Source organism: Gordonia sp. PDNC005, from assembly GCF_016919385.1.
Taxonomy (GTDB): domain Bacteria; phylum Actinomycetota; class Actinomycetes; order Mycobacteriales; family Mycobacteriaceae; genus Gordonia.
Window position 1 is genome coordinate 399,800 of sequence record NZ_CP070351.1, and the last position, 23,768, is coordinate 423,567.

General features: G+C 67.2%; 23 protein-coding genes and 1 riboswitch. Of the genes, 13 read left to right on the top strand and 10 right to left on the bottom strand.

Features of this window, described 5'->3' with window-relative positions; translation table 11 throughout:
* Positions 1-20: 20 nt before the first annotated feature.
* Positions 21-626: a CoA pyrophosphatase gene (locus tag JVX90_RS01985; protein ID WP_205330799.1), complete on the bottom strand. Its 606-nt coding sequence runs from the start codon at positions 624-626 to the stop codon at positions 21-23.
* Positions 627-758: 132 nt separating this feature from the next.
* Here JVX90_RS01985 and JVX90_RS01990 point away from each other — a divergent pair, with 132 nt between their 5' ends.
* The 4 genes from JVX90_RS01990 to JVX90_RS02005 all read left to right on the top strand — a co-directional run bounded on the left by JVX90_RS01990 (position 759) and on the right by JVX90_RS02005 (position 4,675).
* Positions 759-1,310: a YceI family protein gene (locus JVX90_RS01990; protein ID WP_205330800.1), complete on the top strand. Its 552-nt coding sequence runs from the start codon at positions 759-761 to the stop codon at positions 1,308-1,310.
* A gap of 104 nt (positions 1,311-1,414) precedes the next feature.
* On the top strand, positions 1,415-3,133 hold the full coding sequence (locus tag JVX90_RS01995) for an adenylate/guanylate cyclase domain-containing protein (RefSeq protein ID WP_240194021.1): 1,719 nt from the start codon (positions 1,415-1,417) through the stop codon (positions 3,131-3,133).
* Between the two features lie 2 nt (positions 3,134-3,135).
* Entirely contained in the window at positions 3,136-4,017 is an 882-nt protein-coding gene (locus JVX90_RS02000; protein ID WP_205330802.1) for an oxidoreductase, read from the top strand.
* A gap of 28 nt (positions 4,018-4,045) precedes the next feature.
* Positions 4,046-4,675: an alpha-ketoglutarate-dependent dioxygenase AlkB gene (locus JVX90_RS02005; protein ID WP_205330803.1), complete on the top strand. Its 630-nt coding sequence runs from the start codon at positions 4,046-4,048 to the stop codon at positions 4,673-4,675.
* 7 nt (positions 4,676-4,682) lie between these two features.
* On the opposite strand, the gene JVX90_RS02010 is transcribed toward JVX90_RS02005, so the two are convergent.
* Positions 4,683-5,837 (bottom strand): pyridoxal phosphate-dependent aminotransferase, encoded by a 1,155-nt coding sequence (locus JVX90_RS02010; RefSeq protein WP_205330804.1) that lies wholly within the window; start codon positions 5,835-5,837, stop codon positions 4,683-4,685.
* Between the two features lie 97 nt (positions 5,838-5,934).
* On the opposite strand from JVX90_RS02010, the gene JVX90_RS02015 reads away from it, so the two are divergent.
* From JVX90_RS02015 to JVX90_RS02030, 4 genes are all read left to right on the top strand, one after another.
* Positions 5,935-6,909 (top strand): iron ABC transporter permease, encoded by a 975-nt coding sequence (locus JVX90_RS02015; protein ID WP_240194022.1) that lies wholly within the window; start codon positions 5,935-5,937, stop codon positions 6,907-6,909.
* Entirely contained in the window at positions 6,906-7,967 is a 1,062-nt protein-coding gene (locus tag JVX90_RS02020) for an iron chelate uptake ABC transporter family permease subunit (protein WP_205330806.1), read from the top strand. Before JVX90_RS02015 ends, JVX90_RS02020 begins: the two co-directional genes overlap by 4 nt.
* The gene (locus JVX90_RS02025; protein WP_205330807.1) at positions 7,964-8,803 is read left to right on the top strand and encodes an ABC transporter ATP-binding protein; all 840 of its coding nucleotides are present in this window, start codon (positions 7,964-7,966) and stop codon (positions 8,801-8,803) included. Before JVX90_RS02020 ends, JVX90_RS02025 begins: the two co-directional genes overlap by 4 nt.
* A 65-nt stretch (positions 8,804-8,868) precedes the next feature.
* Positions 8,869-9,882 carry an iron-siderophore ABC transporter substrate-binding protein gene (locus JVX90_RS02030; protein WP_205330808.1) on the top strand — a complete coding sequence of 338 codons (1,014 nt, stop codon included), beginning with the start codon at positions 8,869-8,871 and terminating at the stop codon, positions 9,880-9,882.
* A 31-nt stretch (positions 9,883-9,913) separates the two neighbouring features.
* Here the strand turns inward: JVX90_RS02030 and JVX90_RS02035 are convergent, their stop codons facing one another.
* Together JVX90_RS02035 and JVX90_RS02040 are read right to left on the bottom strand one after the other, a co-directional pair.
* Positions 9,914-11,548: a DNA repair helicase XPB gene (locus JVX90_RS02035; protein WP_205330809.1), complete on the bottom strand. Its 1,635-nt coding sequence runs from the start codon at positions 11,546-11,548 to the stop codon at positions 9,914-9,916.
* A gap of 52 nt (positions 11,549-11,600) precedes the next feature.
* Complete coding sequence (locus JVX90_RS02040; protein WP_205330810.1) at positions 11,601-13,937, bottom strand: helicase-associated domain-containing protein; 2,337 nt, start codon at positions 13,935-13,937, stop codon at positions 11,601-11,603.
* 69 nt (positions 13,938-14,006) lie between these two features.
* On the opposite strand from JVX90_RS02040, the gene JVX90_RS02045 reads away from it, so the two are divergent.
* On the top strand, positions 14,007-14,195 hold the full coding sequence (locus tag JVX90_RS02045) for a hypothetical protein (protein WP_205330811.1): 189 nt from the start codon (positions 14,007-14,009) through the stop codon (positions 14,193-14,195).
* 211 nt (positions 14,196-14,406) lie between these two features.
* Here the strand turns inward: JVX90_RS02045 and JVX90_RS02050 are convergent, their stop codons facing one another.
* From JVX90_RS02050 to JVX90_RS02060, 3 genes are all read right to left on the bottom strand, one after another.
* Positions 14,407-15,051 carry a transglycosylase family protein gene (locus JVX90_RS02050; protein ID WP_205330812.1) on the bottom strand — a complete coding sequence of 215 codons (645 nt, stop codon included), beginning with the start codon at positions 15,049-15,051 and terminating at the stop codon, positions 14,407-14,409.
* A 6-nt stretch (positions 15,052-15,057) separates the two neighbouring features.
* Positions 15,058-15,241: riboswitch (cyclic di-AMP (ydaO/yuaA leader) on the bottom strand.
* Between the two features lie 276 nt (positions 15,242-15,517).
* Complete coding sequence (locus JVX90_RS02055) at positions 15,518-16,027, bottom strand: flavin reductase family protein (RefSeq protein WP_205330813.1); 510 nt, start codon at positions 16,025-16,027, stop codon at positions 15,518-15,520.
* Positions 16,024-16,233: a hypothetical protein gene (locus JVX90_RS02060; protein WP_205330814.1), complete on the bottom strand. Its 210-nt coding sequence runs from the start codon at positions 16,231-16,233 to the stop codon at positions 16,024-16,026. The genes JVX90_RS02055 and JVX90_RS02060 overlap by 4 nt, the downstream gene beginning before the upstream one ends.
* A 115-nt stretch (positions 16,234-16,348) precedes the next feature.
* Here JVX90_RS02060 and JVX90_RS02065 point away from each other — a divergent pair, with 115 nt between their 5' ends.
* On the top strand, positions 16,349-16,777 hold the full coding sequence (locus JVX90_RS02065; protein WP_205332237.1) for a cold-shock protein: 429 nt from the start codon (positions 16,349-16,351) through the stop codon (positions 16,775-16,777).
* A 69-nt stretch (positions 16,778-16,846) separates the two neighbouring features.
* On the opposite strand, the gene JVX90_RS02070 is transcribed toward JVX90_RS02065, so the two are convergent.
* Positions 16,847-17,440: a DUF2771 family protein gene (locus tag JVX90_RS02070; protein WP_205330815.1), complete on the bottom strand. Its 594-nt coding sequence runs from the start codon at positions 17,438-17,440 to the stop codon at positions 16,847-16,849.
* Positions 17,441-17,475: 35 nt separating this feature from the next.
* Positions 17,476-19,368 carry an MFS transporter gene (locus JVX90_RS02075; protein WP_205330816.1) on the bottom strand — a complete coding sequence of 631 codons (1,893 nt, stop codon included), beginning with the start codon at positions 19,366-19,368 and terminating at the stop codon, positions 17,476-17,478.
* Positions 19,369-19,457: 89 nt separating this feature from the next.
* Here JVX90_RS02075 and JVX90_RS02080 point away from each other — a divergent pair, with 89 nt between their 5' ends.
* From JVX90_RS02080 to JVX90_RS02090, 3 genes are read left to right on the top strand one after another with little or no spacing between them, the layout of a single operon-like run.
* Complete coding sequence (locus JVX90_RS02080) at positions 19,458-20,228, top strand: DUF3027 domain-containing protein (protein WP_205330817.1); 771 nt, start codon at positions 19,458-19,460, stop codon at positions 20,226-20,228.
* On the top strand, positions 20,212-22,923 hold the full coding sequence (locus JVX90_RS02085) for a hypothetical protein (protein WP_205330818.1): 2,712 nt from the start codon (positions 20,212-20,214) through the stop codon (positions 22,921-22,923). The genes JVX90_RS02080 and JVX90_RS02085 overlap by 17 nt, the downstream gene beginning before the upstream one ends.
* A complete protein-coding gene (locus JVX90_RS02090) occupies positions 22,904-23,518 on the top strand; it encodes a phosphatase PAP2 family protein (protein WP_205330819.1) in 615 nt (204 codons plus the stop codon). The genes JVX90_RS02085 and JVX90_RS02090 overlap by 20 nt, the downstream gene beginning before the upstream one ends.
* Here JVX90_RS02090 and JVX90_RS02095 read toward each other — a convergent pair.
* The gene (locus JVX90_RS02095; RefSeq protein WP_205330820.1) at positions 23,515-23,763 is read right to left on the bottom strand and encodes a DUF2530 domain-containing protein; all 249 of its coding nucleotides are present in this window, start codon (positions 23,761-23,763) and stop codon (positions 23,515-23,517) included. The two genes, JVX90_RS02090 and JVX90_RS02095, sit on opposite strands and share 4 nt — an antisense overlap.
* Positions 23,764-23,768: the final 5 nt, after the last annotated feature.

Here is a 23,768-nt window from a genome sequence, read left to right on the forward strand (position 1 = left end):
GACCCTTCAGTGGGCGGAGTTCAGCGCCAGGCGAAGACCGGTTGGTCGTAGTCGACGACGCGGACTGGATCGCCGTGCAGCGCGACCCGTGCGAACTGATAGATAACGGCGGCCGTCGGGGCATGGATGCGCCGGCCGATGATCGGCAGTGACATCACGGGGCGATCAGACTCGGGAATGGCCTCGAAGATCGGCTCCACGGTGGCCAGTTCGTCGAGATCGATAAGAAACACGCGCTCCACCTCGGCTGGATTGGGACGGGGCGTCATCTCCTCGTTGCACCACACGACAGTCGGGGACATCACAAAGCCGGACCTCGTCGCGTAGTCGTCGAGGTCGCCGAGGATCGATTCCGGGCCCAGGCAGATCCCCATCTCCTCCTCCAGTTCGCGCAGAGCCGCGTCGTGCGCGGTCTCCCCGTCGTCGAGACGTCCACCCGGCAGCGCGAACTGCGCAGCGTGGCGACGCATGTCCGACGGGCGACGTGTCAGCCAGATGCCTCGTCGGCCGTCCGCGGCCGGCGCCACGACGATCGCCACGGCAGCAGCCCGGGCATCGGGTCCGAGGGGGATCCTGCGCACGTCGAAACTGTCGAGTCGAGCGCTCAGGTCATCACGTAGGCCCATCGCTCCAATGTAACGTCCATCACACATGGAAGTAAACGGACCGCGGTCCGGTTACATTGATTGCAAGCGATCGCCACGCGGCAGACCGCAGGCCCAGAACCTCATCAACGCGCACTTCCCAAGGAGACAACGATGACCACCGCACTCGCACCCGCCGAACTGACCGCAGGCACCTGGAACATCGACCCGACGCACTCCACAGTCGGCTTCACCGTTCGCCACCTCATGGTCTCCAAGGTCCGCGGCACCTTCGGTGCATTCACCGGCACCATCGAGATCGCCGAGGACGGCAGCCCCGCAGTGAACGCCACCATCGACGTCACCTCGATCGACACCCGCAACGAGCAGCGCGACCAGCACGTCCGTTCGGCCGACTTCTTCGATGCCGGAAACCATCCGACCGCCACGTTCGTCTCCACGTCGGTCGAGGCCGACGGCGACGACTACCTCGTCCACGGCGACTTCACCCTCCGCGGCGTCACCAAGCCCGTCACCCTCCAGATGGAGTTCAACGGCGTGAACCCGGGCATGGGCCACGGCGCCGTCGCTGGTTTTGAGGCCAAGACGGTGATCAACCGCAAGGACTTCGGCATCGACATCGAGATGCCGCTCGAGACCGGCGGCACCGTCGTCGGCGACAAGATCACGATCAACCTCGAGATCGAAGCCGTTCGCGCCGCCTGACCTCAACGCATGATGCGCGGCGAGTGATCGCGCACACCCTGTCACCTCCCAGGTATTCGGTACTCTCTCCAGAGATCGAGACAACCTGGGAGGTGATGCGTTTCATGACAAAACGTCAGCGAGAGAAGGCGCATCGCATCGCCGACCGGATGGATCGCCGTTTCAAGACGATGGTCATGCTCGGCGGGCTGAACGCCCAGGGGCGCGACCGTGACGAGGTGGAGATCCTCGAGCTCGACCCGCAGACCCGCAAACGGTTCGCTACTCGTGGACTGCTCATCGGCGGCATGATCGTCGCCGGCGCCAAGGTGCTCATCGGCATCGAGACGTTCGTCGCGGTGCTGCTCGCCTTCAACGGCGGACGTTTTGAGATCCACACCGACGCCGACATGGGCGCCGTCCTGGCCGCCTTGCTCGTCGGCACCGTCGCCAGCGTCCTCGCATCGATCTTCTTCCTTCTCCCGCAGTACCGCTGGTTCGTCACTGCGGAGCCCGCCGACGCACGTCGCAGACGGGACGTGGTCCGCATACCTGCGAGTCTGGTCGTCGCCGACCTCCTCGGGTGGATGACGGCGTTCGGCGTGTACGTCACGATCTCGGACATGCGGCTGGTGTTCGTGCTTGCAGTGGGCGGCGCGTTCGGCCTCGCCGCGATCACCTCGTGCTCCCTCACGTACCTCTTCGCCGAGAGCGCCGCCCGCCCGCTCGCCATTCTTGCGATGCGCGGGTCCACGTCGACCCGCGTCGTCCACGGCGTCCGCGAGCGGATGATCGTCGTGTGGGTCGTCTCGTCGGCAGTGCCGATGGTCGGCCTGCTGCTGGTGAACCTCGGCCGTGGACTCGGCTGGGTCCCGCCCGTCGCGGGCACCGTCGACTGGACGGTCATCCTGCTGGCGATCATCGCGCTGACATCCGGCGCGCGCGTGGTCGGCCTGGTGAATCGCGCTATCGCCGACCCGTTGAACGACATGCGCGAAGTGGTCGAGGCCGCGCGCAACGGCGACATCTCGCAACGCGTCGCCGTCTACGACGCCTCCGAGCTCGGCGTGCTCCAGGCGGGCTTCAACTCGATGCTCGACGGTCTGGCCGAACGGGAAAGGATGCGCGACATCTTCTCGCGGCACGTCGGAGACCACGTCGCTCAGCTGGCACTCGAGCAGGACGGCGAACTCGTCGGATCCAACACCGACGTCGCCGTCATCTTCGTCGACATCACCGGATCCACCGCATTCGCCGCAGACCGTGATCCGCGTGAGACGGCCGTCGTCCTCAATGCGTTCTTCTCGATCGTGGCCGACGTCGTCGACCGGCACGGCGGCTTCATCAACAAGTTCGAAGGTGATGCCGCGTTGATCGTCTTCGGCGCGCCCGCGCCCCTGGGCGACCCGGCGCTGGCTGCGTTGACCGCGGCCCGTGAACTCGGCGCGGAGCTCAGTGAGCGTCTGCCTCTCGAATGGGGGATGGGCGTGGCCTACGGCCGCGTGTTCGCGGGCAACATCGGCGCACGGACGCGCTACGAATACACGGTGATCGGGGATTCGGTAAACGAGTCGGCCCGCCTCTCCGACCTGGCGAAAGAGGGCTATTCGTCAGTCTATGCGAGCCGTGCCGCGATCGAGGCGGCCGCTGAGGATGAGGCTGCGCGGTGGAAGCGGGTCGACCGTCAAGTGCTGCGCGGACGTGCTCACGTGACAGAGATCTTCGCACCGTCCGAGCTGCTCGTTCGCCACGAGCCGCCGTCTCTCGGTAGTGTTCTCGCCGATCTGGTCAAGTTCGCCATGCCCGGCGAGCGAGCGTCGAGGGTCACGACCAAGGAGGCTTGAACGTGGGTGGTTGGAGCCGCGACGACATCCCCGCACAGCACGGCCGACGTTTCATCGTCACCGGCGCCAACAGCGGGCTCGGTGCCGAGACGGCCAAGGCGGTCGCCGCAGCGGGTGGACGCGTGACTCTTGCCTGCCGCAACGTGGCCAAAGCGCGGACGGTCGCCGAACAGATCGGTCCGTCTGCTACCGTCGCAGAACTCGACCTCTCCGACCTGGCCTCGGTGCGTGCCTTCGCCGACACCGTCGACGACGCAGACGTCCTGGTGAACAACGCGGGCATCATGGGAGTTCCCTACGGGCGGACGACGGACGGCTTCGAGCTCCAGATGGGCACCAATCACCTGGGGCACTTCGCTCTGACGGCGCTCATGCTTCCGAAGATCGCCGAGCGAGTGGTGGTCCTCTCGTCGATCGCGCATCGCTTCGCCCGCATCGACGTCGACGACCTCGGCTATGACCGGCGGACGTACCGCCGCGCGATCGCGTACGGCGACTCGAAGTTCGCGAACATGCTGTTCGGGCTCGAACTCGCCCGCCGGTTCGAGGTGGCGGGTTCGTCGAAGATCGCGGTTCTGGCCCATCCCGGCTACGCGTCGACGGGGCTACTCGGCAAAACCGAGACCACATTCGACTATGTGATGAAGGCGGGCGATCTGCTTCGCGTCGGGCAGACTCCCGCGATGGGAGCTCTGCCGCAGCTCTTCGCGGCCACGTCGCCCGCGGCGCAGAACGGCGCGTACTACGGCCCTCGGGGTCTTGGAGGACTCCGTGGCAAGCCGACGGCGGCACGGACCAGGCGGGGGGCATCCGATCTGGACCTTCGTGATCGACTGTGGGCGGAGTCGGAGCGATTGACGGGAGTCGAGTTCCCCGCCGTATGACGTTTCGAACAGGTGTACGATCATCTGTATGGCCGCGGGACTCCAGGCGTCGTTGTTCGACACGGACTCAGACGCGCCTGCGCTGACCTCGCTCGCGCGCGGCGCACGGCGGACCGAACTGGCCGACGGCGCGTGGGTTGATCTGCGGCCCGGTTGGCTGCAGGGGTCGATGGAGCTGTTCGACGGTCTCCGCGCCGACGTGCCGTGGCGGGCCGAAGAACGCCGGATGTACGACGCGACAGTCCCCGTCCCACGCCTGCTCGCGATGTACCTGGAGCGGGATCGATGGCCGCACCCGATCCTCGACGCTGCGCGAGTCGAACTCAGCGATCACTACCGCGCCGAGCTGCCGTCGGGCTTCGCGACGGCGGGTCTGTGCCTGTACCGCGACGGTTCCGACAGTGTCGCGTGGCATGGCGATCGCATCGGCAAAGGCCGATCGCAGGACACCTTGGTCGCCATCCTGTCGCTGGGAGCTCCCCGGCCGCTGTTGCTGCGCCCGCGCGGTGGGGGAGCGTCCCGCCGATTTGTCCTCGGGTCGGGCGACCTCCTCGTCATGGGCGGCAGCTGCCAACGGACGTGGGACCACGCGGTCCCGAAAGTCGCCGGCGCAGGCCCGCGGATCAGCGTGCAGTTCCGTCCGTCCGGCGTCTTCTGATCGGCTTCTACAGCGTCCGTAGGCGACGTGCGGCTTCGGCGATCGCGTCGTCGCTCTTGGCGAACGCGAAGCGGACCATGTGACGCCAGGGGCCGGCATCGTCGACGAACGCGCTGATGGGAACGGCGGCCACGCCGACGCGTTCGGGGAGTTCACGGCAGAACGCATCGCCGTCGGTGATGCCGAGCGGCCTCGGGTCCGCGCACACGAAGTAGGTGCCCTGGCTTCGGTGAACGTTGAAACCGGCGTCGGCCAGGGCGGCCGACAGCATGGTGCGCTTCTCGCCGAGGGCGACGGCGTCGTCACGCACCCAGTCCATCTCGTTCCGCAGCGCGTGGGCGATCGCCGGCTGGAACGGCCCGCTCCCGACGTAGGTCAGATACTGCTTGGCGGCCCTGGCCGCGGCGATGAGCTCCCGCGGACCGCTTATCCAGCCCACCTTCCACCCCGTGACGTGGAATGTCTTGGCCGCACCGGAGATCCGGAGAGTCCGCTCCTTCATTCCGGGGAGAGTCGCAAGCGACCGATGGGCGGCTCCGTCGAAGACGAGGTGCTCGTACACCTCGTCGGTGATCGCGACGACGTCGTTCGCGATGCACAGTCGTGCGATCTCGGCGAGGTCGTCGTCGGAGAGGATCGTGCCGGTCGGGTTGTGCGGCGAGTTCACGATCACCGCGGTGGTCTTCGGGCCGAATGCTGCGGCCAGGGCGTCACGGTCGAGTCGGAAACCGTCGCCGTCCGGAACCAGGGAGACGGTTCGGCGGACGCCTCCTGCGAGGGCGACGGTCGCCGCGTACGCGTCGTAGTACGGCTCGATCATCACCACCTCGTCGCCTGCTTCGACGAGTCCCAGCACGGCGCCTGCGATCGCTTCGGTGGCGCCGACAGTGATCAGGACATCGGTGTCCGGGTCGTAGGCGAGGCCGTAGTCGTCGAGTTGCTGGGCGGCGACCGCCTCGCGCAGTTCGGGGATCCCCGCACCGGGCGGATACTGGTTGAATCCGTCGGTGATTGCGGCACGCGCAGCGTCGAGCATCGACTCCGGGCCGTCCGAGTCGGGAAACCCCTGCCCCAGGTTGACGGCGTCGTGCGCCACGGCGAGTGCCGACATCTCCGCGAAGATCGTCGACGTGAACGGCTGCATCCGGGCGACCATGGGCATACTCCAAGCCTAGGCGCATCGCAGCGTGGTCCGTGCCGGGCGCGGACGAAGAGGGATTCAGTGGTATTGCTAGCCTACCCTTATGTCCAGGCCGCGGATGTTAGCCGCACTCAGCGTTCTGCTGGTCGCAGCTGCCACCGCGTCGATCCTGTTCGCGACTCGATCGGTGTCGGTCGCCGAAGTCGTCACCTCCCTTTGGCATCGCGACCCGACAGACGATCTCTACATTCTGGTCCGCGACGAGCGGATACCCCGCACCCTGATGGCGATCGTCGTCGGCGGTGCGATGGCGGTCGCCGGCGCCGTGATCCAGGGTTACACCCGGAATCCGCTCGCCGACCCCGGCATCCTAGGCATCTCGAACGGTGCCGGTTTCGCGGCGGTGCTCGCCGCGATGCTGTTCGGGGCGCAGAGCGCCGGGATGTCAGTGCTGTTCGGGCTGGCTGGAGCCGCCGTCGCCGCACTGCTGGTATTCGGCATCGGGACCCTCGGCGCGGGCGGGGGCCCCATGTCATTGGTGCTGTCGGGAGCAGCGCTGACCGCGTTCTTCGTCTCGGCGACAACTGCGGTGGTACTCGCGAACAAAGAGAGTCTCAATCAGTACCGCTTCTGGAATGCGGGATCGCTCGTCGGCCGAGGACTCGACGTCCTCGGCCCGGTAACTGTCCCTGTTCTCCTTGGGCTCGTGTTGGCGTTCGCCGTGGGGCCGGCCTTGAATGCGTTGGCGGTCGGAGACGAAACAGCCACAGCGCTCGGCATCCGTATCGGCTGGGTTCGCGCAGCGTGTTTCCTTTCCATCACCCTTCTCACTGGTGCGGCCAGTGCGGCGGTCGGCCCGATCGTGTTCGTCGGGCTGGTGGTCCCTCACCTGATCCGTGCGGTGACCGGCCCAGACCATCGATGGCTTCTCCCGTTGTGCGTTCCAGCAGGTGCGGTGTTGGTGCTCGTGTCGGATGTGATCGCACGGATCGTCCTCCGCCCGGCGGAGGTGCCGGTCGGCGTTGTGCTGGCGTTCGTCGGCGTGCCGTGCTTCATCTGGTTCATTCGACGACGGAAGCTGGTCGCAGCATGAGCGCGGAACTGACGACGCCGGCTCCGCTGCCTCGACGTGGCGAGGTCGTGCTGCCAGTCCCCAGAATGCGAGTCCGCTGGTACGGCGTGGCGGTCGCCGGGATCCTCACTGCGGTCCTGCTCGTGGAGATCGCGTTGGAACTGTCGATCGGTGAGTACCCGATCGCCCTCGGCGACGCGTTTCGGATCATGTTCGGTGGGGGCGACGACATCGAACGCCTCGTCGTCGACTCCCGGCTCGCGCGGGCGCTCGTGGCACTCGGTGCGGGAATCGCACTCGGCTCGGCAGGCGCCCTGACCCAGACGATGGCGAAGAATCCGCTCGCCAGCCCCGATGTCATCGGAATCACCATGGGCGCAAGCGCAGCCGCAGTCTTCGTGCAGGTGACCGCTCCGAACTTCGCGGGCGTGTGGAGCGTCCCGATAGCGGCGATGGCGGGTGGAGTGGCCACCGCGACCGTCGTCGTTCTGCTGTCGGCGGGAGGCGGAGTCGACACCATGCGACTAGTTCTCGTCGGCGTGGCAGTGAACGCCCTAGCCGCAGCTGTGGTCTCGTTCCTTCTCGTCAGCATCGATCTGCAGGACGCATCGTCCGCCGTCTCATGGCTGGCGGGGAGTGTCACCAACAGCACGTGGGTCGAGGTGGGCCCGCTGTGGGCGGTGATCGCCGTGTGTGCGGTAGTCGCGGCTGCGACATCGTTCGACCTGCGGGTGATGCGTCTGTCCGACGCTTCGGCACGGGGTCTCGGTGCCCCGGTCGGTGTCCTCACACTCGTCTACTGGGCCGTTGCCGTCTTGCTCGTGTCGGCTGCGGTCGCGGCGTCGGGACCGATCGGCTTCATCGCACTGGCCGGCCCTCAGATCGCACGCCTGATGTTCCGATCGCCGACACCCCCGCTGATCGGTGCCGCGCTCACCGGGGGTGTGCTTCTGCTGGGTGCGGACCTTCTGAGTCGGCTCGTGCTGTCTGATCTGGCAGTCGGTGTGGTCACTGGAGTCCTCGGCGCACCGTTCTTGCTGGCGTTGCTCGTGATCATGCACAGAAAGGCCACGGTATGACGGAGAAGTCCCCACCCGACTCGTCGGCGGCGCCTGGACTCTCGGCGCAGAGGATCAGGGTCGCGTACGGCGACCGCACCGTCATCGACGACCTGTCGGTGAGCATCGCGCCAAACGCCCTCACCGGGGTCGTCGGACCGAACGGGTGCGGAAAGTCGACACTCGTCAAAGCGCTGTCGCGGCTCAATCCGCTTTCCGCAGGGGCAGTCATGCTCGACGGCGAGCCGATCTCGGCGATGTCGACTCGAGCCCTCGCCCGGGCGATCGGCGTACTGCCGCAGAACCCGATCGCGCCCGAGGGGATTCAGGTCGCTGATCTTGTCGCCTTGGGGCGGCATCCTCACCAGAACTGGATCCGGCAATGGTCTGGCCGGGATTCGGATGAGATCGTTCGTGCCCTCGAACAGACCGGTGTGGCCGACCTGGCGGACCGACGCGTGTCGGACCTGTCTGGAGGTCAGCGGCAGAGGGTCTGGGTTGCAATGGTCCTCGCACAGCAGACAGACATCTTGCTGCTCGACGAACCTACGACGTTTCTCGACCTCGCACGCAGCCTCGAGTTGCTCGACCTTGTGGACATGCTCCATGCCGAGCAGGGCCGGACTGTCGTGATGGTGCTGCACGACTTGGCTCTCGCCTGCCGATACTGCGACGAATTGATCGTCATGCGCGACGGATCGATCGTCGTCCAGGGCGCGCCGCAGGACATCGTCACCGAGGAGTTGCTCTGGGATGTCTTCGGTCTCCGCAGCAGAGTCATCCCCGACCCCGTGTCTGATCAGCCGCTGGTCGTACCTGTCGGGGAGCGGCGAGTGCGCCGCAGTATCGTTTCTTAATTAGGTAACGCTCACCTATGCTTGGGCGATCTGATGCTCAACGACCACACATTCCTGGAGGACATATGACCAACCAGTCGAGGCGCACGATCGGTGTCATCGCCGTCGTCATCGCACTCATCGCGGCACTCGTTGCCTGTGGAAGCGGCGACGACTCGACCGACGGGTCGAGTCAGGTGACTCCGGAAGCGGGCGCTCTGCCGGTGACCCTGAACCACAAGTTCGGGCAGACGACAGTGACCAAGGCACCCAGCCGCGTCGTGTCGCTCGGCTACTCCGATCAGGATGCGCTGCTTGCTCTCGGCATCACGCCGATCGCTGTTCGCAATTGGGAGGGCATGGCCCCGGAGGGCGAACCCGCCGGTCCGTGGGCGATCGACAAGGTGACCGGCGACAAGCCGAAGATCATCACCTCCGACACCGTCTCGTTCGAGGAGGTCGCGGCGCTCAAACCGGACCTGATCGTCGCTGTCTACTCGGACGTCGACAAGTCGTTGTACGACCAGCTGAGCAAGGTCGCGCCAGTCCTGGTCCAGAAGGGAGAGTTCGACGACTACCAGCAGCCGTGGGACGTCACGACTGAGGAGATCGGCAAGGCTGTCGGCAAACCCGAAGCCGCGAAAGCGCTCGTCGCAGGTGTGAAGGGTCGCATCGCAGACCTGGCCGCACGACATCAGAACTGGAAGGGCAAGACGGTCTCGATCGCCACCTACGACGGGACTGATCTCGCCGCATTCGCAGGGGCGGATCCGCGAGTCGCGTTCTTCAAGGCGCTCGGCTTCGCGCCGAATCAGGCCGTGGACGCGGCAGCGGGTGACAAGTTCTACGCCAAGCTCTCGATCGAAGAGGCGCGGAAGCTCGACACCGACGTCATCGTGTGGGATCAGTTGTCCTACGCGCCGAAGGGCAAGGCGACGATCACCGAACAGTCCACGCTCGCGAATCTCCCGGCTGTGAGGGATGGGCGGAGTGTGTTCCTCGAGGGCGAGCTGGAGAAGGCGTTCGGTTGGCAGACCGTGCTCAGTCTTGGCTTCGTCGTCGACAACATCGAGCAGCCGCTGGTCGCCGCGACCAGCTGAACTCGGCCGTGCTCGGCAAACGGTCGACGAATTAGAGGTCGGCGGCGTCGATGATGCGGTAGGCGTAGCCCTGTTCGGCGAGGAAGCGCTGGCGGTGGGCTGCGTAATCGGCGTCGAGGGAGTCGCGGGAGACTACGGAGTAGAAATGCGCCTGCCCGCCGTCGGCCTTGGGGCGCAGGAGCCTCCCGAGGCGCTGCGCCTCCTCCTGCCGTGAGCCGAACGTACCCGACACCTGCACGGCGACGGACGCCTCGGGCAGGTCGATGGAGAAGTTCGCGACTTTGGAGACGACAAGCGTCGACAGTTCGCCGCGACGGAACGCGTCGAACAGCTTCTCTCGTTCGGCATTTCGGGTCGACCCCTGGATCACCGGGCAGTTCAGCGCTTCGCCGAGTGCCTCGAGCTGATCGATGTACGCGCCGATCACCAGAGTCTGGGCGCCGGAGTGACGGTCGAGGATCGACTTCACCACCGACATCTTCGATCGCGCCGTCGAGCAGAGCTTGTACTTCTCCTCGGCTTCGGCGACGGCGTACTGGAGACGCTCCTCGTCGGTCATCGTCACGCGGACCTCAACACAGTCGGCAGGGGCGATCCACCCCTGCGCCTCGATGTCCTTCCACGGTGCGTCGTACCGCTTGGGGCCGATCAGGCTGAACACGTCGCCTTCCCGGCCGTCCTCACGGACGAGTGTCGCCGTGAGCCCGAGCCTGCGGCGCGACTGGAGGTCCGCCGTCATTCGGAACACAGGTGCCGGAAGCAGGTGGACCTCGTCGTACACGATGAGGCCCCAGTCCCGAGAGTCGAAGAGATCAAGATTCTTGTACTCGCCCTTCGACTTCCGAGTCACCACCTGATAGGTCGCGATGGTCACCGGGCGAATCTCTTTGCGTTCGCCCGAGTACTCGCCGATCTCGTCCTCGGTGAGCGACGTGCGAGCAACGAGTTCACGCTTCCACTGCCGACCCGCGACGGTGTTCGTCACCAGGATCAGGGTGGTGGCAGCGGCCTTCGCCATCGCCGCGGCGCCGACCATCGTCTTACCCGCACCGCACGGCAGGACGACGACTCCGGAGCCGCCGGCCCAGAACGAGTCGGCCGCGAGTTCTTGGTAGTCACGCAGAGCCCAGCCGTCCTGTACAAGATCGATCGGGTGCGCCTCGCCGTCGACGTACCCGGCGAGGTCTTCGGCAGGCCATCCCACCTTGAGCAGCACCTGCTTGAGTCGTCCGCGCTCGGACGGGTGCACCACGACGGTGTCGTCGTCGAGGCGATCGCCCAGCATCGGTGCGACCTTCTTGTTGCGGAGGATCTCCTCGAGCACAGCACGGTCGAACGACACCAGCGTCAGGCCGTGTGCAGGATGCTTCACCAGTTGAAGCCTGCCGAACCTGCCCATGGTGTCGACGATGTCGACGAGCAAAGGCTGCGGGACGGGGAACCGGGAGTAGGTGACGAGAGCGTCGACAACCTGCTCGGCGTCGTGGCCCGCGGCTCGCGCATTCCACAGTGCGAGCGGAGTGACCCGGTAGGTGTGGATGTGTTCGGGCGCGCGCTCGAGTTCGGCGAACGGAGCGATCGCCGCCCGCGCCTTGGCGGCGTCCGGGTGATCCATCTCCAGCAGGAGGGTCTTGTCCGATTGCACGATCAGCGGTCCGTCAGTCACCCGACCATTGTTCCTTTCTCGGGAGGTCCCGGCCACCTCGGGTCGGTTCGGGCTACAGGAGTTCGACGCGGGTGATGCGGTGGAGGGCGAAGCGGATGTCGGTGTCGCCCGCCTCCTCGTCGGCGACGAGTTGCCCTGCCGCCAATGATCGAGCCTTCACGACGTGTCGGCTCGCACCGCCCTGGGCGTCGACGTAACCGATGCGAAGCCGCCGACCGGTCTGGAGCGCGAGCTGGATCAGCGTCGACGTCGTCTCGCCCGAGCCGGATGTCGCGTGCGCGGTGATCGGTCCGTCCGCCCGGTCGGCGGTCCGCATGCGCGAAACCACGGTGCTCGCCTGTCCGGGGCCGATCCGCCCTCGTTTGGCGGGTCGCCTGGAGCCCGATTGACGTGCGTGCACACGGACACCCGTGCTGCGCAGGTCGACGAGTGTGCCCGACGAGTCTTCGCCCGCGGGCGCGAAGCCGGCGCCGCGGAGACGCTCGATCACTTCCCGCAGTGGCGCCCCCGACACTGCGACAGTGGGCGCCAGCGCTCGGAGGGCGAGCTCTGCGGCGGCGTCGCTGCGCAGGACTTCGGTGAGCATCGCGGCGTCGTCGCAGCGGACGAACGACGACGCGACACCGACCCGGAGACTGCCGTGACGCCGCGCGACGTCGTCGATGAGATACGTCAAGGACTGCGGCACAGGAGTTTTCGAGTGTTCGGTGAACAACGCCGACAGTTCTGCCGCGGTGCGTCCAGCGTCCAACGCGCGGCGTACACCGTCCTCGGTGACGCGGTACACCGACGCGGCACCGCCTGATTCGAGGTCGGCGACCAACGCGAGTCGGTCGGCGAGCGACTGTGTCAGCGGGCCGGGGACGGTGACCGTGAAGTCGGCCTGGACCAGGAAGTAGTCGATCGGTTCGGGCAGTGACGACGCCATCGCGGCGACGAGCGCACTGGAGTCCTCGGCGTCCGGATCCGACTCGAGCAGCGTTCGGCCGGCCGATGTGAGACTCCCGTGGGCCACCAAGCCGAGTTCGGTTGCCTCGCGCAGAGTCTCACCGACCACACGACGTGACAGCCGCCGAAGCTGGCGCGGATGCCGCCAGCCGAGCAGCGCGACAAGGTCGTCGACGGTCACCGGTACCGATGGCCGGGTCTCGGTCAGTGGCGCGAGCACTGTGCGGCGCAGCAGCGGCGCAGCGGCGTCGAACGACTCCGACACGAGTGCCCCGATGATCGCGCCGTCGCGGTCGGTTTCGCCGATCTGCCACGGGCGACGAGGCAGATCGAGCCACGCGGCGGACATGGTGGCCCAGCGGCGTTCCGGATCCTGGTGTCGCCAACCGTCGAAGACCGTGGTCGGCGCGAACACCTCGTCGGTCGACAACACGTCCATCGTCTCGGGCACACCGGCGCCGATCAGGCGGGCGGCGGTGAGGAGCTCAACCAGCAGGCCGACGCGGGTGACGCTCACTCCGAGGGTCTTGGCGAGACGGCGGAGCTCACGCACTCCCATGCCGCCCGACCGTAGGACCGCGGCCGGGGCCTCGCCGAGCGCTCCGACCAGATCCGCGGTGTGCCGGAGCAACTCCAGTGCTTCGCCCGCACCGGCGGCGTCGACGTCGAATCGGGACGGATCCCCGGCGAGTACCGGTTCGCGGAGCGTCGCCGTGATCAGTGGCGGTTCGCCGCGCAGCACCTGCCCCACCTGCGGAGGAAGCTCGACTGTCTGCTCGTCGACTCGAGCCAACAGATCGGCGGCGAGGAGTCGGGGGACCGGTGCGGAGGCATCGGCGTCCGGTGCGGCGTCCCGCGACCGTCCGAGGGCCGGTCCCTGCGCCAACGTGCTCAGAAGTTCGCGCGGTCGCTCGTCGAGTGCGGCCACGCGCTCGGCGATGTCGGATGCGTCGACGGACGCCATCGGCCCGAGGAGATGGGGAGCACGCCAGGGGAGTGCGGACGGGAGGTGGCCCGCCGCAACCCAGCTCGCCGCCTTGCGGCCCGACGACGGCCCGGACGGCCAGATCAGGGCCCGCTCCGACAGATACGTCAGTCGTGCGTCCACGTCGGCGCGCAGCGCACGCCGGCCGAGTCGGGAGACGATGTCGTCGCGGCTCACCGGTCCGAGCAGATCGTGGTGGCCGTCCCCGGGTCGCTCCCTCTCTGCGAGGCGGGCGCAGTCGAGGAACGCCTCGACGACCGCCACGCTGAGAAGGTCGAGGCCTTCACCTGCGAGCGCGATGGACGCCGCCGACATGGCGCGCTGCGCCAGCACGCCGGTGCCGCGAGGCGGCGGCGACGCGAGGTCGGGGCGTCGGACCAGAAGTTCGACGAGCTGATCGTCCGACCGCGACGCCAACTCGTCGGATGACGTGCGCAACGACGGGTCCGGACTCATTCGGTCCATGTTACCGATCGGGACAGATGTACCCGGGTGTGTAGGCCCGCCGGGCCGTCGCATGGCAGAATGGTCGACGTGGCTAAGAAGAATGGATACGTGGACGCGGGTTGGCCCGAAGAGGCCGGAGACGACCACGCTGTGACCGAGCTCCTCGCGCACCTCTCCGGTGCACTGTCCCCGTTCGGCGACACGCAGTTCCCGCTGCCTGTCGACGACCTTCCGTACATTCACGCGAAGACCGTCGTCAACCGCTGACGCCACTCGCAGACAATCCAACGGCCCCCGCTCAATGAGCGGGGGCCGTTGTTGTTGTGGAGACGCCTCACGACCTTTCGACTCGCTGCGCTCGCTCAAGGATCAGTGGGGACGCCTTCCTGCTTCTTGAGCGAGCGCAGCGAGTCGAAAGGCGAAGACCCCCGCTCCGGAGAATCGGAGCGGGGGTCTTCGGGTGATGCCTGGGTGAGGATCAGAACTTCAGGAGGCCCTTGTTCTGGTTGAACAGCTTGACCTGGTCCTTGGTGAGGTCGTAGCCGGAGTCCTTCGCGGCCTTCCATGCGTTGCGGACCTCGGGGCTGACGTTCGAGTCGTCGAGCGCCTCGTCGACCTGCTTCTTGGCGTCGTCGCTGGTCTTGGCGTCGCCGGCCTTCGACAGGTCGAAGCTCTTGTCCTGGTCGGCCTTGGGAGCAGTCTTGGGGGCGGCCTTCGGGGTCGCGGGAGCGGTGCGTGCGCTCGGGCCCGAGAGGACGGTGCCGCAGGTGGGCCATGCGCCCTTGCCCTGGGTGGCGAGAACGCGCTCGCCGATGGCGATCTGCTGCTCGCGGGTGGCCTGGTCAGCGGTGGGGGCGTACTGGCCGCCACCGTTGGCGGTCCAGGTGCTCGGGCTGAACTGCAGGCCGCCGTGGTAGCCGTTGCCGGTGTTGATGGCCCAGTTGCCGCCCGACTCGCACTGTGCGACCTGGTTCCACTCGGCGTCGGTGGCAGCCGAGGCGTGGCCTGCTCCGCTGAGGAGGGCTGCGCCGCCGCCGATGCCGCCGATGACTGCCGAGGTGACGGCGATCTTGGCGAAAGTCTTGGTGTTGCTGGTCGCCTGCTTCGAGTGACGTCCGGTCATAGTGTGTTTTCCTCTCTCCACGCGCCTACGAGGTGAGCTGTCGGGTTCGGGCGAGAGGTGCCCGGCCGACGGTTCGGTGTGTGGCCTTGCCGTCGTACTTAACCCCAAGGCGGTCGATTTCTCGTCCGCCGGGTCTCACGGGGAGATGGTGGGTCCCCCGTCCTCGCTCCTGAATTGCTGTGTTCGTTTCCCTGTCCGGCGGAGCGAGGCTTGGCGCGGTCAGACGGGGCTATTCGGTTGAGTGGACATCACCCTTCGATGACGACCGACCTGAACACTACGGGTTGGTACTCGCCAGTTCACCCGTTGTTTCGAGGAGCATTTCTACCGGCGAGTAACGCGTTTCGGACAGCTTTCGGCGTCGTCGCAGTTCACGCAGCTGACACCCGGTCCGTATCCGGTTCGTTATCGTCTTGTTATGTGACAAGGATCACATTCAGATTGAGACTCGCGCCACGCCGTTGGCTCAGGATTGTGTCCGGCGGGCTTCGAGAGCGCGGAATGTCGACGCGTGAAAGACAAGCGGCTCGACGCTCGGATCGCTGCGCAGCGCATGAATCTGCAGGAGGACGACGTAGTGATCGCCCGCCGGTACCTCCTGTAGCACCGAGCAGTCCAGATGGGCCGCGGCCCCGGTGATCATCAGGGCGCCCGATGCTGTGACGAATCGTTTCACTGAATCGAACCGCTGCTCCGGAGGGCCGGCCAGGCGGCGGCAGATCTCGCCCTGGTGTCCGGCGAACACGCTGACGCCCAGCCGGTCGGCGGTTGTCAGTCGAGGCCACGTCGTCGACCCGTCACGGACGCACACCGATACGAGCGGTGGATCGAGAGAGACCGTGGCGAACGAGCTCGCCGACATCCCGATGTCTTCGCCGTCAGAGGTTCGGCGGCATACAGCGACGACACCGGTCGGGAAGCAACTGAAGGCCCGCTTGAGTGCGGATTCGTCTGACGCCGGCAGGAGGTCGGTCATCGACTTCGCCGTCCCGAGCGCAAGGCGAAGACGAGACCGAGCAGGAAACCGGCCGGAGCCCCCAACGCGAGGATGTACAGGGTTGTCACCAGGACGGTTGAACTGTCGCGAACCGGTGGCAGGAGGAGGGTCAACGACGCGACCATGCCGATTGCGAACAGGATCACCGCAGTGGGCAACAGGCGCGACGGCTTCTGGGTCTCCATGACTTCCACGGTAAACCAGCAGAGTAGAATCGGTTCCAGTGCGTCTCCGCTCTCCTGTCAGCGAGCGAGGGCGCTTTTTCATAGCTGACAGTAGAGATCATTGAGGGTGAGTGCTGTGCCAACCGGCCGAGTGAAGTGGTACGACGCCGACAAGGGCTTCGGGTTCCTGTCGCAGGACGACGGTGAGGACGTATACGTCCGTGCGGACGCGCTGCCGTCCGACGTCGCCGACCTGAAGGCCGGTCAGCGAGTGGAGTTCGACATGGCCGCAGGTCGCCGCGGCCCGCAGGCTCTTCGGGTGTCGGTGCTCGAGCCCGCCCCGAGTGTCGTCAAGAACACCAGGGAGGCGTCACGTCGGGAGCACAAGCGCCCGGACGTCGAGCGTAAGAGCCCCGACGAGCTTCACGGAATGATCGCCGACCTGATCACGCTTCTCGAGGGCGCCGTCCAGCCCAGCCTGCGCAATGGCCGATACCCGGACCGCAAGACCTCTCAGCGCATCTCCGAAGTGGTCCGCGGCGTCACGCGCGAACTCGACCGCTAGATCGCCGATTCAACGACGAACGCGGCCTTCACGAAGGCCGCGTTCGTCGTCGACAGGGGTCTGCTCCGTTCAGGCGCGGATGTCGGGCAGTTCGGTGACGTTCTTGACCGTGTAGCCGTCGGGGCGGGCGTCGACTGAGAAGACGCCCCGCATCAGAATCGATCCGTCGGGGGAGTTCAGGCCGTTGGGAGAGTTGTCGAGGACCGTGGCCACCGACTGAATGTCGACACCGAGCAGGACCCGATCGGGGGAGCTCGTGAGTTCCATCGTGTACAGCGAGTCGGAGCGATTCAACGTGACGACTCGCTGCAGGCCGTCCGGCGTGGCGTACTGCGCAAACGCGAACCACGGTCCGGACGCGATCTCCTCGGGCACCGTCAACAGCATCGTGGAGTCGATCGGTGTGGCCGCACGGGCCACCTGAGTCGGGACCTGCTTCGCGGTCCGGGGATCCGCGGGCGTGCAGTCGGTCATGTCTCGTTCGCACCAGTACGCGGGCTGCACCTGGACAAAAGTGTCGCCGGCCTGGACTGAGACGGTCGGCACGTGATCGTCGTCGGACGTGACGACGAGGACCGCGGTGAGCCCCGCGATGAGGACGACCACGGCCGCCGCTGCAGCGGCGAGGATCGTCAATGCCTTCTTGTCTCCGGGGTGCTGCACGAGAAGTCCTGTCGGTCGTTCGGTGGGATCGAAAGTCAGCGGGTGGTTCGGCGTGTCGGTGCGCCGCTCGGTCCGGTCGGCGGCTGCGCCTGGAACGGAACCGTGGGTGCGGCATGATCGGGCCTGCGGCCGCCGAAGCCGGGAACCATCGTCGCACCGCGGCTGGTCAGGACGGTCTGCACGAATCCGATTCCGACAAGCACCGCGACGACGGTGAAACCGATCGAGAGTGTGGTCGGCAGGACCACGCCGAGGCTCGCGCCGATCACCCAGCACAGCTGCAGGACGGTCTCAGAGCGGCCGAACGCCGATGCGCGGGATTCTTCGGGCAGATCGTCCTGGATCGCCGAGTCCATGCAGACTTTCGCGATCGCGCTGGTTGCCGAACCGATGAAGCCGGCCACCACCACGAAGACGAGCGAGCCGAAGATCGCCGCGAGTACACACGCGACGAAGGTCGCTCCGGTGGCGAGGAGCACGATCTTCGTCGGATGCTTCAGTTCGAGGCGTGTGCCGAGACCGTTGCCGAGGAAGTTGCCCACACCTGCCGCCGCTCCGACTGCGCCGAGCATCAACATCTGCTGCCAGCCCGACGTGGTGGGCTGTGCCTTCGCGTAGAAGGCGATGTACAGCGTCAGGAACCCGGTCAGAATGCGGATGGTGCCATTGCCCCAGAGGCCGGTGACCACCGTGCGGCCGAGCGGTTGGCGCATTTTGGCGGCCAGTTCTCGTGAGAAGCTGCCGCCCTTGGACGAAGGAGCGGAGTCCTCGTCGTTCGGGTTGCCGCGGTAGGTGATCGTCGTCGGCACCTCACCCTCCGTCGACTCCACCCAGGCAGGGATCTTCATGCAGAAGTACGCGCCGGCGGCAGCGACCAGGCACAGCCAGACCATGGCGCCGGGAACATGGAACGGCAACGCCTTGGCCAGCAGGAGTTCGAGGATGCCCGCAATCGCACCGCCGACCATCGTGCCCGCGACCAGCCCGAACGTGGTGAGACGCGAATTGACGCGCACGAGGTCGATACTCGGCGGAAGCACTCGGGGCGCAACCGCGGATTTGAGGACGCCGAACGATTTCGACAGCACCATGAGACCGAGGGCGGCCGGGTACAGCACCCAGGGCTTGTACTCGAGCTGCATCTTGTCCGAATCCCACGATGAATTCACGATGATCAGCAGGCCGAGGACGACACGGAGTCCGAACGTCGTCGCCATGGCGATGCGCCGCCCATGCTGGAGCCGGTCCAACACCGGCCCGATCAGGGGCGCGATCAGCGCGAACGGTGCGATCGTGATCGCCAGGTACAGTCCGACGCTCACCTTCGACTCACCGGTCGCGGCGGCGAAGAACAAGGTGTTCGCCAAGGCGATGGCCATCGCCGCGTCGACGGCGGTGTTCGCGATCACCGGCAGCGTCAGAGCGGTGAGGCCCGAACGGTCGGCGCCGTCGGCAGTCGCCGCGCGGTGCACCATCTGCGCACCGCGTTCGGTGAAGTACTTCGATCGACGCGCCATCACGCGGACGACGGTTACCTTCTCCGGCGGAACGTATTCGGCGCCCTTGCGGCGGCCTGTGCCGTCCCGGTCGAAGGCCTCGGTCTGTTCGTCGAGTGGGTCCGACTGAGGTGGGAGTGGCGGGAGGTGCGGATTGTGGGTGCGCGGTGGCAGGTACCCGTTGCTCGCGGGACGGCCGTGATGTGCTTCCGGCGCATCGAACCGCTGGGTGGGAACACGAGGTGACCGGCGCGGAGCGTCGGCCGGATAGTTGGCCTGGCCCGGATGCGGTGCCGGGCGGCGGGGACGCCGAGCCTGCGGGTCCTGCGGCGTCGGGTTCGGCCGGCGGGCGCCGCCGGGCTGGGGATCGCCGGGCGGGGGATTCTGGCGACCGGCCGCCCCACGGTCGTCACGAGATCCACGGGTGTTCACACCATTGATTGTTCCTCATCGACCCGACAACGGTGGGAACCCATTCCCCTGACGTGCGTCGGTGGGCCCGACTATTGCACACTGGACGGGTGACTGTTGCATTCGAATCTCCTCGACTCGTCGATGCGGTCGACGTCGCGCGCTCCGCGCTCGTCGCCGAAGGTGAGCAGCCGGGCGCACACACTGGTGCCCGAGCCGAGGGCGACTACGCCGCGACGCACTACTTCGACGCCGAGCTGCCCGGTTACCGCGGGTGGCAGTGGTGCGTGGTCGTGGCGGGTGCACCCGACTCGTCCGAGGTCACAGTCAGCGAAGTTGCCCTTCTACCGGGTGGCGGCGCGCTCCTGGCCCCCGACTGGGTGCCGTGGGTGGAGCGCATCGCGCCGGGCGACCTCGGTCCCGGTGATCAACTCGCCGCGCCCGCCGACGATCCTCGCCTGGTGCCCGGCCACATCGACACCGAGGACGTCAGCCTCATCGACGCCGACGAGATCGGTCAGGTCAACGCCGAGATCGGTCTGGGTCGCAAACGGCTGCTGTCGTTCGAGGGGCGTACCGACGCAGCTCAGCGATGGTTCGACGGCGAGTACGGCCCGACGTCCACGATGGCCCGCAACGCGCGGCACTCGTGCGGTACCTGCGGTTTCTACCTGCCGATCGCAGGCGCATTGCATTCCGGATTCGGAGTCTGCGCCAACGAGTTCGCCGCAGACGGCCGTGCGGTGTCCGCCGAGTACGGATGCGGTGCGCATTCGGACGTGACTGCGCCGACCGGTGCGGGCAGCCCTGCCTACGACGCGTTCGACGATGGCGCGATCGAGATAGTCGCACAGGCCGCGCCCGGTGCCGCCGACGCCTGATCGACTCACCGCCGATCCTTTCGGAACGGCGGCCCTCCGTGATGCCACGTTGCGTGCGTGGGCGTCGTCACCGACTCGGATGGCCGAGGACGCGGCGGCCGAGGCCGAGCTCGCCGACATCGGGTATCGCGGCCGACTCCTGACCGAGCTCGCCGCCAACGCCGCCGACGCCGCGGGGGACGACGGCGTGCTGTGGATCCGCCGCGACGGCGACGAACTGCGCTTCGCGAACACCGGAGCCCCGTTGACACGCGACGGCGTCGAGTCGTTGACTGCGCTGCGCGTGTCACCCAAATCGCATGCGGAGACGGTGACCACCGTCGGGCGGTTCGGCGTCGGGTTCCGGGCGACGGCGTTCGCCGACACGGTGACAGTCGCCTCCACCAGCGGGTCGATCGAGTTCAGTCGGGCGCGGACCGTCGCCGCGGCCGGATCGCACGATGCTCCGGCGCAACGTCTCGCGTGGCCGTCCGCCGCCGAACCGCCTCGCGGATTCACCACGGAGGTGTCGATCGACGTCGGAGAGGACGCGGCTGCGCTGTTCGACAGCTTCTCCGCGCAGGTTCCCGACCTGCTGCTCGAACTCAAGGCGCTGGCGCGCATCGAGGTCGACGACACGGTGTTCACCCGCATCGTCGACGGCGACGACGTTGTCATCAACCGCGGCGGCGCGGAGCTGCAGCGTTGGCTCACCGCGCGGGTGCATGGGACATCGTGGATGGTGCGTGTCGTCGACGGAGCAGTGGTCCCGTGCAAGGACGAGGTGCTGCGCAGCCCGACACCGACCGGCGTCGAACTGGCACTGCCGGCGCGTGTCATCACCGACCTTCCGCTGACCCCGGATCGGCGTGACGTCCATCCGGATGCCGACGTGGCGAAGGCCGCCCGGGGGTACGCCGACCTCGTCGCACTCGCGCCAGACCGAGACAAACATCTCCTTGTGCCGCGCCCGACATTGGGTGCGGGACGGGTGGACGCCGAGTTGCGCTCGGCGATCCTGTCCGACCTCGCCGACGCAGGATGGGTGCCCGCTGTCGGCGGCGCCGCTTTGGCGCCCAAGCGCACGTGGGTGCTCACCAACGTTTCGGAGCGGTTGGCTGACGTGCTCGCCGAGGTGATGGTTCCGCTGGCGCATCCCGACGTGTCCGAACGGGTGAGCGCAGCCGCACTCGTTCGGCTCGGCGCCCGGGAACTCGGGCTCGCCGACATCGCCGACCTCCTCGGTTCCACCGTGCGTGAACCCGCATGGTGGGCAACGCTCTACTCGGCTCTCGCCGACCGCGTCCAGACCGGCGACGACGCGGCCGAACTCGGCGCGCTGCCCATCCCTCGCATCGACGGTCGCACTCACATCGGTGCGCGCGGCCTAGTGGTGGTTGACGGACTCGGCGCGGACGACGCCTCACCGGACTGGATGGCGATCGTCCATCCGGACGCGTACGACCCGCTCCTCGATCGGCTCGGGCTCCAGCACTGCTCGATCGCCGACGTTCTCGCCGATCCGGCGCTTGCGGCCGCGATCGGTTCCGCCGACGACCACGCAGAGCTCGCCGACTCCGTTCTGCGTCTGCTGAGCGCCGGGGGAATAGCGGAACAGCAGCCCGGGCTGGGTCGGATCGAGATCGCGGGAGCCGACGGAGACGAGTGGCCCGCAGACGAACTGCTGCTGCCCGACGCCCCGATCGCTGAGCTCCTCGGCGAGGATTCGCCCTTCGGGGTGGTCGCTGCCGGCGTCGTCGAGCGGTATGGGCGGGCCCCGCTGCGCGCACTCGGAGTCGGATGGGCTTTCGGGACCGTCCACGACGACGTGCCTACCGGCCCCGACCACGATCTCCCCGACGAGGAACAGTGGTGGGACGAGTTCGACGTTCCTCCAGAACGTCTCGACGCGGTCCGAGATCTCGACCTCGTCGAGCCGGGGAGGTGGACCGACGCACTGGCGCTCCTCGCTGACGACCCGGCGACTTCGCAACTGCTGGGCAGCGGGTACACCAGGTGGTGGTTGCGGCGATACGCTGAGATCGACGGGGTACCGCTTCGCAGGCTCCGGGGTGCCGACGACCGACGCTTCGCCGGCCTCTTCGATGTGGCGCCGGACTCGGACAGGTACCCGTCGTTGCTCGTCGGCGACGGCCCGGACGACTCCGACGACGCCCAGGACTGGATCGACGCGCTCGCCGACCCGGATCGTCAGGTCAGCGCGGGAGTCGCTGCTCGCGCGCATTCGGCGCTGATCACCGCGGTCCGCGACGGGCGGGTGGATCCTCGTCGTCTCGAGCCTCCCGACGGAATCCGGGCCCTCGACGGATCGGTCACCGACCGGCCCGTGGTGATCGATCAGCCGTGGTGGGCCGCCGTGGTTCCCGCGGACCGAGCCGTGCTCCCGGGGCCGTTGGTGTCCGAGTCCGATGCGCAGGTCCTCGGCGATCTCCTCGACGTTGATCTAGCGAGCCGACTGTGTCGTGCGATCCCGGTCGGCCAGGGGCGAACCGTGGACGTCGACTCCGCCGAGGCGGCCTGGATCACCGCGGTCAGCGGTCGAGAGTCGCGAGGACCGATCGTCGTCCACGACCGGCTGGTTGTCGCCGTTGACCTCGACGGTGAGGAGCGCCATGTCGCTGTCGAGCAGTGGGTGGACGACGCCGGAACCACACACTCGGTAGGTTGGACGCGTGATGGCTCCGTTCAGCGTTGACCACCGCGTGACCGACGCGGTGGTGTCCGGCCGTCACGAACCCTGGACGTCGCTCATGCAGTTCATCACCGTCTGGGGCGACACGCTGACCCTGTCTCTGATCGTCATCGGCGTTGTGATGTTGTCGTGGCTCGCCGGACGCATCGACTTCGCGGTGCTCATCGTCGTCGCGTCACTCACCGGCTACGGGCTGATGGTGCTGCTCAAACTGATCTTCTCGCGTGATCGGCCACCCGTCGCGGACCGCCTCATCGACATAGGGAGCGCGTCGTTCCCGTCCGGACACGCGATGATGTCGATGATCATCTACGGTCTCGGCGCGATCATCCTGCACCGTGTGTACCCGCGTGTACGACGTCATGCATGGTGGCTGCTGGCCGCGCCCCTTGTGGTGGCCGTCATCGGGTTCAGCCGCATCTACCTCGGCGTTCACTGGTTCAGCGACGTCATGTTTGGCTGGCTGTTCGGCCTGATCTGGGTCGCGGTGTGGGTCGCCGTTCACATTCAGGGCTCCAAGCGGAGACAAGCGGCCCGCGCCGCGGCACGTGCGGCCGCCACCGAGCGGACCGCACGCATGGCGAGCCTCTCGAGCTAGTCGAGACCTTCTTGGGCGCTCGTCGAACCGCGACGTACCGCGGCCTTCTGCGCGAGGACCAGAACGGTGCCCGCGACACCGACGACCAACCCCACCAGGCATACGATCAGCGCTCGATCGCCGCCCAGATCCGTCAGCCAGACCACAACCGTCGCTATGAGCCACGCCACCATGCCGACGACGATCACCGGCTCGGGGGCGCGGAGTCGCGCGGGAAGCTCGGGGATCGGTGTCTCATCGGCCATGCTCA

Coding starts and splice junctions, on each gene's coding strand:
- JVX90_RS02005 (WP_205330803.1), top strand. CDS start 4,046: ATGGCCGCGGGACTCCAGGCGTCGTTGTTCGACACGGACTCAGACGCG.
- JVX90_RS02040 (WP_205330810.1), bottom strand. CDS start 13,937: ATGAGTCCGGACCCGTCGTTGCGCACGTCATCCGACGAGTTGGCGTCG.
- JVX90_RS01985 (WP_205330799.1), bottom strand. CDS start 626: ATGGGCCTACGTGATGACCTGAGCGCTCGACTCGACAGTTTCGACGTG.
- JVX90_RS02030 (WP_205330808.1), top strand. CDS start 8,869: ATGACCAACCAGTCGAGGCGCACGATCGGTGTCATCGCCGTCGTCATC.
- JVX90_RS02060 (WP_205330814.1), bottom strand. CDS start 16,233: ATGGAGACCCAGAAGCCGTCGCGCCTGTTGCCCACTGCGGTGATCCTG.
- JVX90_RS02045 (WP_205330811.1), top strand. CDS start 14,007: ATGGTCGACGTGGCTAAGAAGAATGGATACGTGGACGCGGGTTGGCCC.
- JVX90_RS02025 (WP_205330807.1), top strand. CDS start 7,964: ATGACGGAGAAGTCCCCACCCGACTCGTCGGCGGCGCCTGGACTCTCG.
- JVX90_RS02020 (WP_205330806.1), top strand. CDS start 6,906: ATGAGCGCGGAACTGACGACGCCGGCTCCGCTGCCTCGACGTGGCGAG.
- JVX90_RS01995 (WP_240194021.1), top strand. CDS start 1,415: ATGACAAAACGTCAGCGAGAGAAGGCGCATCGCATCGCCGACCGGATG.
- JVX90_RS02090 (WP_205330819.1), top strand. CDS start 22,904: ATGGCTCCGTTCAGCGTTGACCACCGCGTGACCGACGCGGTGGTGTCC.
- JVX90_RS02015 (WP_240194022.1), top strand. CDS start 5,935: ATGTTAGCCGCACTCAGCGTTCTGCTGGTCGCAGCTGCCACCGCGTCG.
- JVX90_RS02050 (WP_205330812.1), bottom strand. CDS start 15,051: ATGACCGGACGTCACTCGAAGCAGGCGACCAGCAACACCAAGACTTTC.
- JVX90_RS02095 (WP_205330820.1), bottom strand. CDS start 23,763: ATGGCCGATGAGACACCGATCCCCGAGCTTCCCGCGCGACTCCGCGCC.
- JVX90_RS02010 (WP_205330804.1), bottom strand. CDS start 5,837: ATGCCCATGGTCGCCCGGATGCAGCCGTTCACGTCGACGATCTTCGCG.
- JVX90_RS01990 (WP_205330800.1), top strand. CDS start 759: ATGACCACCGCACTCGCACCCGCCGAACTGACCGCAGGCACCTGGAAC.
- JVX90_RS02055 (WP_205330813.1), bottom strand. CDS start 16,027: ATGACCGACCTCCTGCCGGCGTCAGACGAATCCGCACTCAAGCGGGCC.